The 14769-nt window shown below is 56.7% G+C and carries 13 protein-coding genes and 1 pseudogene; 7 read left to right on the forward strand and 7 right to left on the reverse strand.

Going from position 1 to position 14769, the window contains the following annotated elements; genetic code table 11:
• Positions 1-452, reverse strand: a pseudogene (locus JOE09_RS25760) (signal recognition particle-docking protein FtsY); the annotation flags it as partial.
• A 222-nt stretch (positions 453-674) separates the two neighbouring features.
• Between JOE09_RS25760 and rsmD the strand changes: the two are divergent.
• Both rsmD and JOE09_RS25770 read left to right on the forward strand, forming a co-directional pair.
• Positions 675-1280: a 16S rRNA (guanine(966)-N(2))-methyltransferase gene (gene rsmD, locus JOE09_RS25765; RefSeq protein ID WP_205067822.1), complete on the forward strand. Its 606-nt coding sequence runs from the start codon at positions 675-677 to the stop codon at positions 1278-1280.
• Between the two features lie 39 nt (positions 1281-1319).
• Positions 1320-1589: a DUF1145 family protein gene (locus JOE09_RS25770; protein WP_200546767.1), complete on the forward strand. Its 270-nt coding sequence runs from the start codon at positions 1320-1322 to the stop codon at positions 1587-1589.
• Between the two features lie 50 nt (positions 1590-1639).
• Here the strand turns inward: JOE09_RS25770 and JOE09_RS25775 are convergent, their stop codons facing one another.
• Complete coding sequence (locus JOE09_RS25775) at positions 1640-2005, reverse strand: DUF2500 domain-containing protein (protein WP_205067823.1); 366 nt, start codon at positions 2003-2005, stop codon at positions 1640-1642.
• A 135-nt stretch (positions 2006-2140) separates the two neighbouring features.
• On the opposite strand from JOE09_RS25775, the gene JOE09_RS25780 reads away from it, so the two are divergent.
• Positions 2141-2767, forward strand: coding sequence for a lysoplasmalogenase (locus tag JOE09_RS25780; RefSeq protein WP_105594090.1), 627 nt, complete (start codon positions 2141-2143; stop codon positions 2765-2767).
• A gap of 83 nt (positions 2768-2850) precedes the next feature.
• A complete protein-coding gene (locus tag JOE09_RS25785; protein ID WP_205067824.1) occupies positions 2851-5133 on the forward strand; it encodes a zinc/cadmium/mercury/lead-transporting ATPase in 2283 nt (760 codons plus the stop codon).
• A 63-nt stretch (positions 5134-5196) separates the two neighbouring features.
• On the opposite strand, the gene tusA is transcribed toward JOE09_RS25785, so the two are convergent.
• Positions 5197-5442: a sulfurtransferase TusA gene (gene tusA / locus JOE09_RS25790; protein WP_105594092.1), complete on the reverse strand. Its 246-nt coding sequence runs from the start codon at positions 5440-5442 to the stop codon at positions 5197-5199.
• Between the two features lie 235 nt (positions 5443-5677).
• On the opposite strand from tusA, the gene JOE09_RS25795 reads away from it, so the two are divergent.
• Both JOE09_RS25795 and JOE09_RS25800 read left to right on the forward strand, forming a co-directional pair.
• Positions 5678-6343, forward strand: coding sequence for a 7-cyano-7-deazaguanine/7-aminomethyl-7-deazaguanine transporter (locus JOE09_RS25795; RefSeq protein WP_205067825.1), 666 nt, complete (start codon positions 5678-5680; stop codon positions 6341-6343).
• A gap of 102 nt (positions 6344-6445) precedes the next feature.
• Positions 6446-7006 (forward strand): DcrB family lipoprotein, encoded by a 561-nt coding sequence (locus tag JOE09_RS25800; protein ID WP_105594094.1) that lies wholly within the window; start codon positions 6446-6448, stop codon positions 7004-7006.
• Between the two features lie 90 nt (positions 7007-7096).
• On the opposite strand, the gene iolE is transcribed toward JOE09_RS25800, so the two are convergent.
• The 4 genes from iolE to iolD all read right to left on the reverse strand — a co-directional run bounded on the left by iolE (position 7097) and on the right by iolD (position 12049).
• The gene (gene iolE / locus JOE09_RS25805) at positions 7097-7993 is read right to left on the reverse strand and encodes a myo-inosose-2 dehydratase (protein WP_205067826.1); all 897 of its coding nucleotides are present in this window, start codon (positions 7991-7993) and stop codon (positions 7097-7099) included.
• Between the two features lie 44 nt (positions 7994-8037).
• On the reverse strand, positions 8038-8922 hold the full coding sequence (locus JOE09_RS25810; RefSeq protein WP_105594096.1) for a sugar phosphate isomerase/epimerase family protein: 885 nt from the start codon (positions 8920-8922) through the stop codon (positions 8038-8040).
• A gap of 84 nt (positions 8923-9006) precedes the next feature.
• Positions 9007-10017, reverse strand: coding sequence for a bifunctional inositol 2-dehydrogenase/D-chiro-inositol 1-dehydrogenase (gene iolG, locus JOE09_RS25815; protein WP_105594097.1), 1011 nt, complete (start codon positions 10015-10017; stop codon positions 9007-9009).
• Positions 10018-10114: 97 nt separating this feature from the next.
• Positions 10115-12049 carry a 3D-(3,5/4)-trihydroxycyclohexane-1,2-dione acylhydrolase (decyclizing) gene (gene iolD, locus JOE09_RS25820; protein WP_200546772.1) on the reverse strand — a complete coding sequence of 645 codons (1935 nt, stop codon included), beginning with the start codon at positions 12047-12049 and terminating at the stop codon, positions 10115-10117.
• 607 nt (positions 12050-12656) lie between these two features.
• Between iolD and JOE09_RS25825 the strand changes: the two genes are divergently transcribed.
• Complete coding sequence (locus tag JOE09_RS25825) at positions 12657-14579, forward strand: bifunctional 5-dehydro-2-deoxygluconokinase/5-dehydro-2-deoxyphosphogluconate aldolase (RefSeq protein ID WP_105594099.1); 1923 nt, start codon at positions 12657-12659, stop codon at positions 14577-14579.
• The last annotated feature ends 190 nt before the right edge of the window (positions 14580-14769 follow it).

Below are 14769 nucleotides of genomic sequence, written 5' to 3' on the forward strand. Positions count from 1 at the left end.
TCGGCACGGGCGGCGGCTTCCGCTTCTGCGCGAGCGGCAGCTTCAGACTCTGCACGGGCAACGGCTTCCGCTTCAGCGCGGGCAGCGGCTTCCGCATCAGCACGAGCGGCAGCTTCGGCTTCGGCACGGGCAGCAGCTTCCGCATCAGCACGGGCGGCGGCTTCGGCTTCGGCACGGGCGGCGGCTTCGGCACGGGCGGCGGCTTCCGCTTCTGCGCGAGCGGCAGCTTCAGACTCTGCACGGGCAACGGCTTCCGCTTCAGCGCGGGCAGCGGCTTCCGCTTCGGCGCGGGCAGCAGCTTCCGCATCAGCACGGGCGGCGGCTTCGGCTTCCGCCGCAGAATCAGCAGCAGGTTGCGGGTCTAACGTTTCTTTTACGTCTTCCTGCTGTGCCTTGTCTTCACGCCCCAGACCAAGCCAGGAAAAAAAGCCACGTTTTTTATTCTTTGCCATGGTGCAACCACACTCCTCGCGGGAAAAACCGTACCGGTCCGAAAATAAGCGAAAACTGTCTCTCGCAACCGCACGCGGGCGTCACAGTGCGGTTGCGGGAGACAGCCTAATCAATCCCTTAGTCTAACACTTTCTGCTGAGTGCATTACAGTTCCCTTTTTACGTTTCCTCAGCCCGGTTAGCCCGTTAAACTGTGCAACAAATTATTAAGAGTTCAGTACGATGATCAAGAAAACCCACAGCGGCGCAGCCGGGCAAATACGCATTATTGGGGGCCTTTGGCGAGGCCGTAAGCTGCCGGTTCCGGACAGCACTGGCCTGCGCCCCACCACGGATCGCGTTCGCGAAACGCTATTTAACTGGCTGGCCTCCGATATTCAGGAAGCCCGATGCCTTGACTGCTACGCCGGAAGCGGCGCACTGGGGCTGGAAGCGCTATCTCGCCATGCGGCCAGCGCCACCCTGCTGGAACTGGAGCGCCCGGTAGCCCAGCAGCTGGAAAAAAACCTCGCCACGCTGGGGGCTAAGAACGGCAGGGTCATCAACACCAACACGCTGCAGTTTCTTGCTCAGAAAGGCGATGCGCATCATCTGGTGTTTATCGATCCGCCTTTCCGCAAGGGACTATTGGAAGAAACCGTCACTCTGCTGGAAAACAACGGCTGGCTGAGTGATGAAGCACTGATCTACGTTGAAAGTGAAGTTGAACATGGCCTGCCGCCGGTGCCGGTAAACTGGCAGCTGCATCGGGAAAAAGTTGCCGGCCAGGTGGCGTACCGTCTCTATATCCGGCATGCCGTTGCAGAACTTTCGCCCTCAGAGGCGTAATCAATACTATTGCCTGCAACACAGGCTCGGAGAATTAACATGTTAATTAACGCAGGCCGTCTGCTGATGGTCTTTGTCTGGGGATTTTTGCTGCTGAACGTTGTTCACCCGTTCCCTAAACCGCTGACCCACTTCGTTAACGTCGCGCTGTTCTTTATGGTCATTATGCACGGCTTACAGCTGGTGCTGATGCGCTCAACGCAGCCGAAAGAGTCCCCGAAGCTGAGCGGTTTTACTCAGGCGAAAATCTTCTTCTTCGGCGTGTTTGAGCTGCTGGCCTGGCAGAAGAAAAACTTCCCCAAACAGTAGCCTCCCGCTCGGAAAATCAGCCGCAGGTTTCAGGCGGCGTTTGCCTTCTGTTAACAGTCGGAAGCCGTACAGGGAGTAAAACGGATAAAACGCGTCCCCTGTACCTGTAGCTCACCACGGCTGCCTTTATCGATCTGATGATAATCACTGGCGTCCAGCGCCAGCTTGATGTCCTCTGCGCCATTCAGCGGATGAAACCACGCCTCATAACGCATGTCTTCCACCGGGATCTGGTCGCGCTGGCGCGAGCGCCGATCCGGTGCCAGATATTCCCGTTTCGTTTTCACTTCCACCATCAGGCTGCGCACGGGGGAAGCATCATTGGCGGCATTTTCCCGCCGCTGCTTGATAAACTGCCGTGTTGCCAGCACGGCGATCAGCGCAACCACAACCAGAAAAATTATCGGTGGCTTCATAGAACGGTTTTCTCCAGGGATACGGGGAACAGCACGCGATAAGGATACAACCGGACCAGGATGATTGTCACACCGCTGTCGGGTGGCCTAAACTGGGCGAAGTTGTGGAGTTTTTCGTCAATACAGGGAAAAATTATGATCTGGTCTTTTCTCGCAGTACTTTTTTCCGGCTGGTTATACGTCGATGCCTCTTACCGCGGCCCGCAGTGGCAGCGCTGGGTGTTTAAACCCGTCACGCTACTGTTACTGCTGGCCTGGGCCTGGCAGGCACCCGTACTGAAAACCACCGACTATCTGATCCTGCTTGGCCTGCTGGCAACGCTGCTGGGCGATGCCCTGACCCTGCTGCCTGAACGCCGCATGCTGTATGCCATCGGCGCGTTTTTCCTTTCTCATCTACTGTACACCCTGTTCTTCGCCAGCCAGATGACGCTGAGCTTTTTCTGGCCGCTGCCGCTGGCACTGCTGATTATTGGCGGGCTGCTGATTGCCACGGTCTGGAGCAGACTGGAGGAGCTGCGCTGGCCGGTGTGCACCTTTATCGGCATCACCCTGCTGATGGTCTGGCTGAGCGCCGAGCTGTATGTCTTCCGCCCAACCGACTACAGCTTCACGCTGATGGTGGGTGCTTCCCTGCTGCTGCTGGCCAATATCGTCTGGCTGGTCAGCCACTATCGCTGCCGCTTTAACGCCGATCGGGCGATTATTGCCGCCTGCTATTTTGCCGGTCACTTTATGATTGTGCGTTCGCTGTGGCTGTAGGGCTTGACTCTGGAGTGGACTCCAAAGTGTAAGATAGCTTTATGGCGGGCACTCACGCCCGCCGCTATCTTTCAGGAGGCGCTATGCACTCGCATTCTACTTGCAGCTGTGGTCACGACCACGCCCCCCATCAGCACGGTTGCAGCAGTTCGGCCAAACGTCCCGTTATCCGCAAAATCACCGCGATTAGCGCAGCCAGCGTAGAAACGCCCTGCTGCGGCGATGCCTCCTGCAGTTCGGGAGACACCGCCGACGACGAGGGCGACAGGCGAGCGGGACTCTCCCGCTACAGCTGGCAGGTTCAGGGTATGGACTGCCCAAGCTGCGCGCGCAAAGTCGAAACCGCCGTACGGCAGCTAAGCAGCGTGGATCGGGCTCGCGTGGTCTTTTCCAGCGAAAAGCTGGTGGTTGATGCCAACAGCGATGTGCGTAATGACGTTGAGAAAGCCGTGGCTCGCGCCGGTTTCCAGCTTCAGCGCAGCGATGCGCCAGACGCCGCTAAAACCGCCCAGCCCGTCCCCGGATTTTGGCAGGAGAACCGCAGCCTGATCCTGCTGGCCGTTCTGATGGCCGCCAGCTGGCTGCTGGACAGCGTCAACCCCGCAGCAGGCCAGCTTGCCTTTATTGCGACAACGCTTGTCGGCGTCTGGCCGATTGCACTCAGCGCACTGCGCCTGATGCGCAGCGGTTCCCCCTTCAGTATCGAAACCTTAATGAGCGTGGCGGCGATTGGCGCACTGTTTATTGGCGCAACGGCCGAAGCGGCGATGGTGCTGCTGCTGTTTATGCTGGGTGAACGACTGGAATCCTTTGCCGCCAGCCGGGCGCGTAAAGGCGTAACGGCACTGATAGCGCTCAAGCCAGACCAGGCGGTGCGGATTACTGGCTCCCACCGCGAGAACGTACAGGTCAGCGCCCTGCGCCCGGGCGATTGCATTGAAGTTGCCGCCGGGGCGCGTCTGCCTGCGGATGCCCGGCTGCTTAGCCCGTTTGCCAGCTTTGATGAAAGCGCGCTTACCGGTGAATCAATCCCTGTTGAACGCCAGCAGGGAGAATCCATTGCCGCCGGTAGTCTGAGCGTGGATCGTCTGGTGCAGCTGGAAGTGGTTTCGAAACCGGGCGAAAGCGCCATCGACCGCATTCTGCATCTGATTGAAGAAGCGGAGGAGCGACGTGCACCGATTGAACGCTTCCTCGATCGCTTCAGCCGTGTCTATACCCCGGTGATTATGGCGCTGGCGCTGGCCGTTGCCGTTATCCCGCCGCTGCTGATGGGCACGGAATGGCAGCCGTGGATCTATAAAGGGTTAACGCTGCTGCTGATCGGCTGCCCGTGTGCGCTGGTGATCTCCACCCCTGCCGCGATTACGTCCGGACTGGCGGCGGCAACCCGCCGTGGTGCGTTAATTAAGGGCGGCGCGGCGCTGGAAAGCCTGGGTAGCGTTCGCACTATCGCCTTTGATAAAACCGGTACGCTCACCGAGGGTAAACCCCGGGTTACCGCCATTCAGCCGTTTGCACAGCAGGATGAAGCGTGGCTGCTGTCAACGGCAGCGGCGATTGAGCAGGGTTCCTCGCATCCGCTGGCGCAGGCCATTGTCGCTGCCGCCGCAGAGCGCAAGTTAACTTTACCTGCCGCCACGGAACAGCGGGCGCTTGCCGGTAGCGGAGTGGAAGCAATAGTGAGCAATCGCTTACTTTCAATCAGCGCGCCGTCAAAAGTCGATGCAGAACGGCTGGCTCAACATCGATCCGCCGTTGAAGCGCTGGAAAACGCGGGCAATACGGTGGTGATCCTGCACGATGCAGAGCAGCTTTATGGCCTGATCGCTCTGCGCGATACCCTGCGTGAAGATGCCAGAAACGCGCTGGCAGAACTAAAAGCAATGGGTATTCAGGGCGTGATGCTGACCGGCGACAATCCGCGGGCCGCGGCGGCTATTGCCGGTGAACTGGGCATTGACTACCGCGCCAGCCTGCTGCCGGAAGATAAGGTGGCGGCGGTCAGCGCGCTTAACCAGCAGCAGCCGGTGGCGATGGTTGGCGACGGCATCAATGATGCGCCAGCCATGAAGGCGGCAACGATTGGTATTGCAATGGGCAGCGGCAGCGATGTGGCGCTGGAAACGGCTGACGCGGCGCTGACCCATAACCGGCTCACCGGGCTGGCGGCGATGATAGGCCTGTCGCGTGCCACTCACGCCAATATTCGCCAGAACATTACCATCGCGCTGGGGCTGAAGGCGGTATTCCTGCTGACCACCCTGCTGGGGATCACCGGGCTGTGGCTGGCGGTGCTGGCGGATTCAGGGGCGACAGCATTAGTGACCGCTAACGCCCTGCGGCTGCTGCGCCGCAGATCGTAGCTGCAGCCAGGGCGATAGCTATTCGCCCCGAGCAGTTAAATCAGGGGAGCCGCAAAGGCTCCCTTAAACGCCCTTCTTCAGCAGATAGCGATAAGGCAGCGCGTCGGTATTCTGCGCCAGCAGCGTATGCTCCATAAATCGGCAGAAACCGGGGATATCGCGCGTAGTCGCCGGGTCGTCAGCAATAATCAGCAGCGTTTCGCCCTCCTGCATATGACGCACGGTTTTGCGCACCATCATGACCGGTTCCGGGCAGCGCAGGCCCAGCGCATCAAGGGTCTTATCGGGGTTAGCGAAAAGGTCGCTCATGGGATTCTCAACAGTAATGATAACAAACAGCCGCTATTCTACCGCCGGACGGCCGGGGTGCAACAGCGCTATCGGACGATAACGTTTGCGCTAAAATTAACCATTGCAATAGCAGCACAACCGGGTAATATGCCGCAAAATCGCGCAAGCGACCGATGTACTGCCGTCAATACGGCCGGTGCGTCTTAAATTTAAACTGGGTTCCCTCACCCCATTGATCTTAAAAAGGCTCAATATGATCGCATTTACTTCGCGTCAGCGTACCCACGCGCTGATCTGGCTCAGTCTGTTTCATCTGCTGGTGATCACCTCCAGCAACTATCTGGTCCAGCTGCCGGTTTCCATTTTTGGTCTGCACACCACCTGGGGCGCGTTCAGCTTCCCGTTTATCTTCCTTGCCACCGATCTGACGGTACGGATTTTCGGTGCCCCGCTGGCGCGTCGCATTATTCTGGCGGTGATGATCCCGGCCCTGTTTATCTCCTACCTGATTTCCGCGCTCTATTTTCAGGGGGAATGGCAGGGAGTGGCCTCACTGAAAGAGATGAATATCTTTGTAGCCCGCATCGCCTGTGCCAGCTTTATGGCCTACGCGCTGGGTCAGATCCTCGATATTTACGTCTTTAACCGCCTGCGGCAGAAAGCCGCCTGGTGGATGGCACCGGCGGCGGCGATGTTCCTTGGCAATATCAGCGATACGGCAGCCTTCTTCTTCATTGCTTTCTACCAGAGCACCGATCCGTTTATGGCAGCCCACTGGGTAGAGATCGCCATGGTGGATTACTGCTTTAAAGTCATGATCTGCATGATTTTCTTCCTGCCCGCCTACGGCCTGCTGCTCAACGCCACGCTGAAGCGATTAGCAGAAAAATCCAATGGTCCACAGGTTAATTTTGGGTAAGCTGGTTACACACAATGTCACGCAAGATAAGTTGCTTTTACACGCTGAATGCTATTGTATAAGTGCCTGATATCTTAAGTGATGACTAACAAAGGGACCCTGATGCGTAACCTACTGAAATATGCCGGAGTAAGTTTACTGGTAGTTGGCCTGGCCGCCTGCGATGGCAAGAGTGACACCGCCGCTGCGGACAAAAATGCCAGCAGCCAGGCAAGTCAGAGCAGCCAGACCGTTTCACTGATGGACGGCAAACTGAGCTTCGCCCTGCCTGCCGGCATGAGCGACAAAAGCGGCAAGCTGGGTACTCAGGCCAATAATATGCACGTTTACGCCGATGAATCAGGCCAGAAAGCGATCATTGTCATCGAAGGCGACAGCAGCAACGATACGCTGGAAGACCTGTCAAAACGCATGATCGAGCAGCAGCGTAGCCGCGCGCCTCAGCTGCAGGTGGTGACCAATAAAGAAATTACCGTTAACGACCAGCAGCTACAGCAGCTGGATACGGTGATCTCCGCTAACAATCAGACCGTCTGGTCTTCGCTGGTGATGGGCAAAGTGGATGGCAAACTGCTGACGCTGCAAATTTCCCTGCCGGGAGACGATCAGCAGGCCGCGCAGACCGAAGCGGGAAATATCCTGAAAACGCTTCAGCTGAAGTAATACTGCGCTCACAAAAAAACCTCCCATCTTCGTCATCGGGCTTCAACAGAAGCCCGTTTCAGAAGTGGGAGGTTTTTTTACGTCAGGCGCTTACAGACCGGCCGTTTCGCGAATGTATTTACGTGCTTTTACCGCGTATTCAAACGGGTTCGCCAGCGCAGGGTCCTGCTCGGCTTCCACTACCATCCAGCCTTTGTAGCCGAAATCGTCGAGGATTTTGAACACCGGTTTGAAATCAATCACGCCGTCGCCCGGAACGGTAAAGGTGCCTTTCTTCACGCCGTCCAGGAACGACAGCTTCTGGCTTCTGACCTGATCGACGATTTCATCACGCACGTCTTTCAGGTGCACGTGGTTAATACGCGGCAGGTATTTAGTCAGAATCGCCAGCATCTTCTCCTGGCTACCTTCTGAGTAGTAAGCATGGCCGGTATCGAACAGCAGATAAACGTCGTCATTGGTTTCCGCCATAAAGCGATCCACTTCTTCAGTGGTCTGAATGCCGGTACCCATATGGTGATGCAGACCCACCGTCATGCCCTTCTCAGCGGCCAGTTTTGCCAGCTCGTTGTAGCCTTCGGTGGTCAGACGCCACTGCTCATCGGTGTAAATCGGCTTCTCTTCCAGCACCGCTTTGGTGGTGCCCTGGATGCTCAGGCTCTGCTCGGAGCAGCCAATCACTTTCGCCCCCATCGCATGCAGGAAGTCGCGATGGTTGATGAACTCGTCGATGGTCTTCGCTTTGTCGCCGTTGGCGAAGAAAGTGCTGAACCAGGCGTTAACGATCTGAATGCCACGAATATCCAGCATCGGCTTCAATACTGCCGGGTCGCGCGGGTATTTGCTGCCCACTTCGCTGCCAACAAAACCGGCCAGCGCCATTTCGCTGACGATCTGCTGGAAGGTGTTCTCTTTACCCAGCTCCGGCATGTCATCGTTAGTCCAGCCGATCGGGGCAATAGCCAGTTTGACGTTATCTTTGTTCATGATCCTACCTCTGGTGTTCACCGTGCGGCCATGGCCGCACGCTGTTATTTCCGCAGCAGTTCACGCTCGATCAGTTCGCGCGTAGCAACCGCTTCAACGTTCATTTCTTCCGGATAACCGAACAGCGCTGCGGCGATAATCGGATCGCCACCCACTTTGAAGGTTTGCTCAGCAAACTTCATATCGCGCAGAGTCTGGAACAGCGTCGGGAAATCAACCTCACCTTTACCCACGGCAACGTGCTGGTGAATCGTGGCGTCCACACCCGGTGGGTTCACGATATAGCGGCAGTGCTTGGTATGGTTCATGGTGTCGGCAATCAGCACGTGGGACAGATCGGCACCGGCGTACTCCAGCATTGGCTTCACATCGCCCTTGCCTTTGTCGTAGAAGAAAGTGTGCGGTGCGCTGTACAGATACTTCACGTTCTCACTGCGGAACGATTTCACAATATCGGCCGTTTCATTGCTGTTTTCGCAGAAATCCCACGGATGTGACTGGATTTCGATGCGAATGCCTTCGCGTTCAACGATAGGCAGCAGCTCTTCCATGGAGCGATAGAACATCTCTTCACAGATTTCTGGTTCGTTCGGGTTACCGGAAAGTTCGGTATTAATAACCTGCACACCGGTTTCTACCGCGATCTCAATCATACGTTTCCAGTTGCGAACGGCAGCCTGACGGCGTGCCTCATCGGGACCGGACCAGCGATAAACCACGATGTATGAGGAGATCTCTAACCCGGTAGCACGCAGCGCGTTTTTGTACTCGGTGATAATTTCGCGGCTGGCTTTAGGATGCTTGTAGAACGGGTTGATCTGCGGATGCGGGGACTGCTCAATATATTTGTAGCCCCAGTCAGCCACCTGGTGAACCATTTTTGTGATGCCCAAATCTCGAATGACATCCACATCAAAGGCAATTTTCATCAGACTCTCCGTGATTAAATCAGTACGCTGTTTTACGGTTTCCCCTGCACAGTGGCAGGGGAATGTGCGGTAGCAGCGCGGCGATTAGTTGTAGAACGCCGGGCGCTCTGGCAGTTCCACCGGCTCAATCGCACCACTGTTTTGTGCCTTATGGCAGGCATCAGCGGCGACGGAAGCGGCATAGCCGTCCCAGGCGGATGGCCCGGTCAGCTTGCCAGCGGTGGCATCATTAATAAACGCCTGCAACTCAACGTCATAGGCATCGATAAAGCGGTCTTTCCAGTCGGTCAGAATGGCGGTAGAAAGCTGCGCGTTCTTACGCATCTGCACGGCAGACGGCTCTGGCAGCTTAGCAATCCCTTCTTCACCAACTACTTCGCACTGGATGTCGTAGCCGTATGCGCAGTTAACGAAGATTTCAACGTCAATGCGGATACCTTTACGGGTTTCAAACAGCACGATCTGAGGATCTTTCAGTTTGGCATGGGTTTTGGAGGTTACGCGCGGGAAGACAACCTGTACAGATTTGTAGTCGTCTTCGGTCAGCCAGCGCAGTACATCCAGCTCGTGGATCAGCGTGTTAGTAATCGCCATATCGGTAGTGTAGTTCTCCGGTACGGTCGGGTTACGGTGCGCGCAGTGCAGCATCAGCGGCTCGCCGATTTCACCATCGGTAATCACTTTTTTCAGCGCGCGGTAGCCGGCGTCGTACGGGCGCATAAAGCCAACCTGCACCAGACGCTTGCCGAATTTAATCTCTGCATCCACCACGCGGCGGCAGCCTTCAGCGGTCATCGCCAGCGGTTTTTCACAGAACACAGGCTTACCGGCAGCGATTGCAGCCAGCGTGTACTCTTCGTGCGTTGGGTCCCATGAGGTCACCAGTACGGCATCCACGTTGGAAGAGTTAACGACGTCGTGGCCGTCTGCGTAAACTTCAGCATTCAGACCCAGACGTGCAACGGCTGCTTTCGCGCCTTCCACGTTGATATCAGAGACGGCCACAACCTCTGCACCCTGCAGCACTTTGCTGCAGCGACGGATATGTTCCTGACCAATGGCACCAGCACCAATAACACCTAACTTTAACGTCATGATCGATCCTTACTTGAGTAGGGGGTAAAAGCGGGCCAGGCAGCCCGCGCTTTAAAGGCAAAAAAGAACAGCAAAAGGAACAATAAAAAATGCGTTATTAATATTCGCGAGCCTGGTCGATATGCTCGTTCAGCTTACGGGCAACGGCATCCACTCGCTCAGAGTCGGAAACCTGTGCTCCGCCCACGCGCCACCAGCTGAAATACTTGTGGATCATGGTTTTCGGCAGAACTTTAATATCGAACAGGGTGGAAACAGTCTGCTTCTGCGCATCAATCAGCGCGGCCTTCAGCTCTTCCAGCGTGGTAATACGGTAAGTTTTGCAGCCGTAACCTGCGGCAATCGCGGCGAAATCAATCGGTACAAAGCCACCGTTCAGCTTGCCGGTTTCCGCGTTACGGAAGCGGAACTCGGTGGTGAAGCTGTCCATACCGTGTTCCATCTGCAGGTTGTTAATACAGCCGTTGGTCATGTTATCCAGCAGCACGACGTTGATCTTGGCGCCTTCCTGAATCGAGGTCACCAGCTCGGAGTGCAGCATCTGGAATGAACCGTCGCCTACCATGGTGTAAACCTCACGGTGCGGCTCGGCCAGCTTAACGCCGAGAGAAGCGTTGACCTCGTAGCCCATGCAGGAGTAGCCATACTCGACGTGATAGCTGTTGTAATCTTTGGTGCGCCACATGCGCTGCAGATCGCCCGGCAGGCTGCCCGCGGCGGCGACAATCACCGAATCCTTTGGGAGGTGCTCATTGAGCGTCCCCAGCACGCTGCTCTGCGTCAGGAAGGAACCGGTCAGACGGTTGAACTCGGCAAACAGCGCTTCGCGGTCAATGTGGTCAGCGATTTCCGGCACGAAGTTCTCTTCGCTGTACACCGCCGAGTAAACGCGCTGAGTTTCTTTCAGCAGCTTGCTCTGTGCCTGGCTTACCTGCTCACCCCAGCCGTTGCGGATCGTTTCCACGCGGCTGTTCAGCGCGTTCAGCGCTTCCTGGGCATCGGCCACAACCTGCACCGCATCCAGCTTGTAGGCATCAAAGTTGCTGACGTTGATGTTGATGTAGTTCACGTCCGGATTCTGGAAGATCCATTTTGACGCGGTGGTAAAGTCGGTGTAGCGCGTACCGATACCAATCACCAGGTCGGCCTCTTTCGCCAGCAGGTTAGCGGCCAGGCAGCCGGTTTCACCCACACCGCCCACGTTCAGCGGATGGTCGGAAACGATAGTGCCTTTACCGGCCTGAGTTTCAGCAAACGGGATACCGTGACGTTCAGCGAAGGCCAGCAGCGCTGCGCCCGCGCCGGAGTACTTCACCCCGCCGCCGCAGATGATCATCGGCTTGTGTTTTTCAGCAATCAGCTTCAGCGCGTCGGCCAGCTGGCCTTCGGTTGGCAGACGGCGCTCAATGCGGTGCACGCGCTTCTGGAAGAAATATTCCGGGAAGTCGTAGGCTTCACCCTGCACATCCTGCGGCAGAGAAATGGTCACCGCGCCGGTTTCAGCCGGGTCGGTCAGCACGCGGAAGGCGTTGATACAGGCGGTCATCAGCTGCTCAGGACGGTTAACGCGGTCCCAGTATTTGCTGACGGCACGGAAGGCGTCGTTGGTGCTGATGCTCAGATCGTGGCTCTGTTCAATCTGCTGCAGAACCGGGTCCGGCTGGCGGGTGGCAAACACATCGCCCGGCAGCAGTAATAAAGGAATGCGGTTAGCGGTGGCGGTCGCCGCAGCGGTAATCATGTTGGCCGCGCCCGGTCCAACGGAAGAAGTACAGGCGATAATCTCGCGACGCAGCTTCTGCTTGGCATAGCCCATTGCCGCATGCGCCATACCCTGCTCGTTACGGCCCTGATACACCACCAGATCGCCGTTGTTGTGTTCCAGAGCCTGGCCCAGACCCAGCACGTTGCCGTGGCCAAAGATGGCAAAAATGCCCTTAACGAATTTGGTCTCAACGCCGTCTACCGACAGATACTGGTTGTCCAGGAATCTGACCAGAGCCTGTGCTGTAGTTAATCTGATCTTGCCCATTTGCTCTTCCTTTATTTGTCGGGGACGCAACTCAGGTCCACCGGTATTCGCATTTTTGGTCGCCCTGGTGAGAAATCGGCGACAGCTATAAGTGAAACGTGAGCCGATTATAAACAAATATTTTTTTCACTAAACAGAATTACAGAAGAAACATTTCATTTTGCGAGTGAGATCAAATTCTGCGGTGAAACGGGGATGAATGGGGGGATCGGAGGGGGGGAAATGAAACGCTTACCCTCATCCAGACATAAAATGATAAAAATCCTTTCACTTCAATACGTTTACTCTGGTTATCTAAGAAAGTTGAGATGTCGCTCACAACTCCTGAGCGGCCTGAAACGGCATGACATCTGCCGTACGGATATTCCGCTGTGCAAGAGTTTTAACCACCTCACACTTTTGGGGCAATAATTTCATTTCATATTGAAATTGGAATTTTTATTCCTCATACTCGTTGGCATGTTAGATCCGGATTCGATCGGGCTGGCGTGCCACCGATCCGCTGGAGAAGCTCAAACAGAGTCGGCTTTACCCGAAACCACCGGCGGCTAATCAACCGCGAAAAAACGCCGATGACCAGGGTACATCACAGAAGGAAAAAACAGGTATGAGTACACAACAGAAGCGGCTTGATGTGATTTGTATCGGGCGCATCGCCGTCGACCTTTATGGCCAGCAAATCGGTGCGCGCCTTGAAGATGAAACCACCTTTGCCAAATATCTGGGTGGCTCATCCGGTAACGTGGCTTACGGTACTGCAATCCAGGGCCTGAAATCAGGCATGCTGGCGCGCGTTGGTGATGAGCATATGGGCCGCTTCCTTCGGGAAGAGCTTCAGCGCGTAGGTTGCGACACTCAGAGCCTGATCACCGATAAAAAGCGTCTGACCGGTCTGGTCATCCTGGGGATTAAAGATCAGGAAACCTTCCCGCTGGTGTTCTACCGTGACAACTGTGCCGATATGGGCCTGGTGCCGGACGATATTCAGGAAGACTACATCGCGTCTTCCCGCGCCGTTGCCGTGACCGGCACACACCTGTCTCACCCGGATACCCGTGCCGCCGTGCTGAAAGCGCTGGAAATCGCTCGCCGTCACGGCCTGCGCACCGCGCTGGATATCGACTACCGTCCGGTGCTGTGGGGTCTGACCTCACTGGGCGACGGTGAAACGCGTTTCGTTGAGTCCGAGCGCGTTACCCAGCAGCTGCAGGAAGTTCTGCACTATTTCGACCTGGTAGTGGGAACGGAAGAAGAGTTCCACATTGCCGGTGGCAGCACCGACAGCCTGACCGCGCTGAAAAACGTGCGTAAAGCGACCAAAGCGACGCTGGTCTGCAAACGTGGCCCGCTGGGCTGCGTCGTCTTCGAAGGCGATATCCCGGACAGCTGGGAAGAAACACAGCTGCAAAGCGGCGTGCGTGTGGAAGTGCTGAACGTACTCGGCGCGGGCGATGCCTTTATGTCCGGCCTGCTGCGCGGCTGGCTGAACGACGAAAGCTGGGAACAGGCATGCCGTTACGCGAATGCCTGCGGTGCGCTGGTGGTTTCTCGCCACGGCTGTGCGCCAGCCATGCCAACGAAAGAAGAGCTGGATGACTTCCTCAGCCGCGATAAAGACGTTAAGCGCCCGGATCTGGACGCACGTCTGAACCACCTGCACCGCGTCACCACGCGCAAGCAGGAGTGGACCGAACTGAACATCTTCGCCTTCGACCACCGCAAGCAGCTGGCCGACATGGCTGCCGAAGCGGGCTTCGACGATTCACGTATTCCAGAACTGAAAACGCTGCTGCTGCAGGGTGCACAGGAAGCGGCTCGCGAAGCCGGTCTGGACGATGGCCGCTGCGGTATTCTGGCAGACACCACCTACGGTCAGCCCGCGCTGAACGCTATCACCGGTAAAGGCTGGTGGATTGGTCGCCCGATCGAGCAGCCAAGCTCTCGTCCGCTGCGCCTTGAGCACGGCAACATCGGCTCCCAGCTGGTGGACTGGCCGCAGGAACACGTGGTCAAGTGTCTGACCTTCTACCATCCGCACGACAGCGCGGAAATGCGTAAAGAGCAGGACGACCTGATCCTGGATGTATGGAAAGGCTGTAACAAATCTGGCCATGAGCTGCTGCTGGAAGTGATCCTGCCGGAAAGCAACCCGGATAAAGATGAGAAGTACTATCTGGAAATTCTGACCCACTTCTACAGCATGGGCATTCAGCCTGACTGGTGGAAACTGCCGCCGCTGTCACACGCATCCTGGGAAGCAATCAGCGCGCTGATCGAGAAAAACGATCCGCACTGCCGCGGTATCCTGCTGCTGGGCCTGGACGCGCCGGAAGCCGAACTGAAAGCGGGCTTTGCCGCTGCGGCGAAGAGCCCATGGGTGAAAGGCTTTGCGGTAGGCCGCACCATCTTCGGCCAGCCGTCACGCCAGTGGCTGCAGGGCGAGCTGGATGATGCCTCGCTGATTGCCAAAGTTAAAAGCAATTACCTGACGCTGATTGGCTACTGGCGCGAAGCACGCCCGGCTAAGTAAGCGATAGCACACTCCCTGACGGATACTGGAATTCATTCTGCCTTCCGTCGGGGAGTTTTCTCTCTTCCTTCCTTAACGACTCTCCCTCACGCTTTCAGCACCCAGCACCCAGCACCCAGCACCCAGCACCCAGCACCCAGCACCCAGCACCCAGCACCCAGCACCCAGCACCCAGCACCCAGCACCCAGC

It is taken from the genome of Pantoea coffeiphila (genome assembly GCF_016909495.1).
GTDB lineage: Bacteria > Pseudomonadota > Gammaproteobacteria > Enterobacterales > Enterobacteriaceae > Erwinia > Erwinia coffeiphila.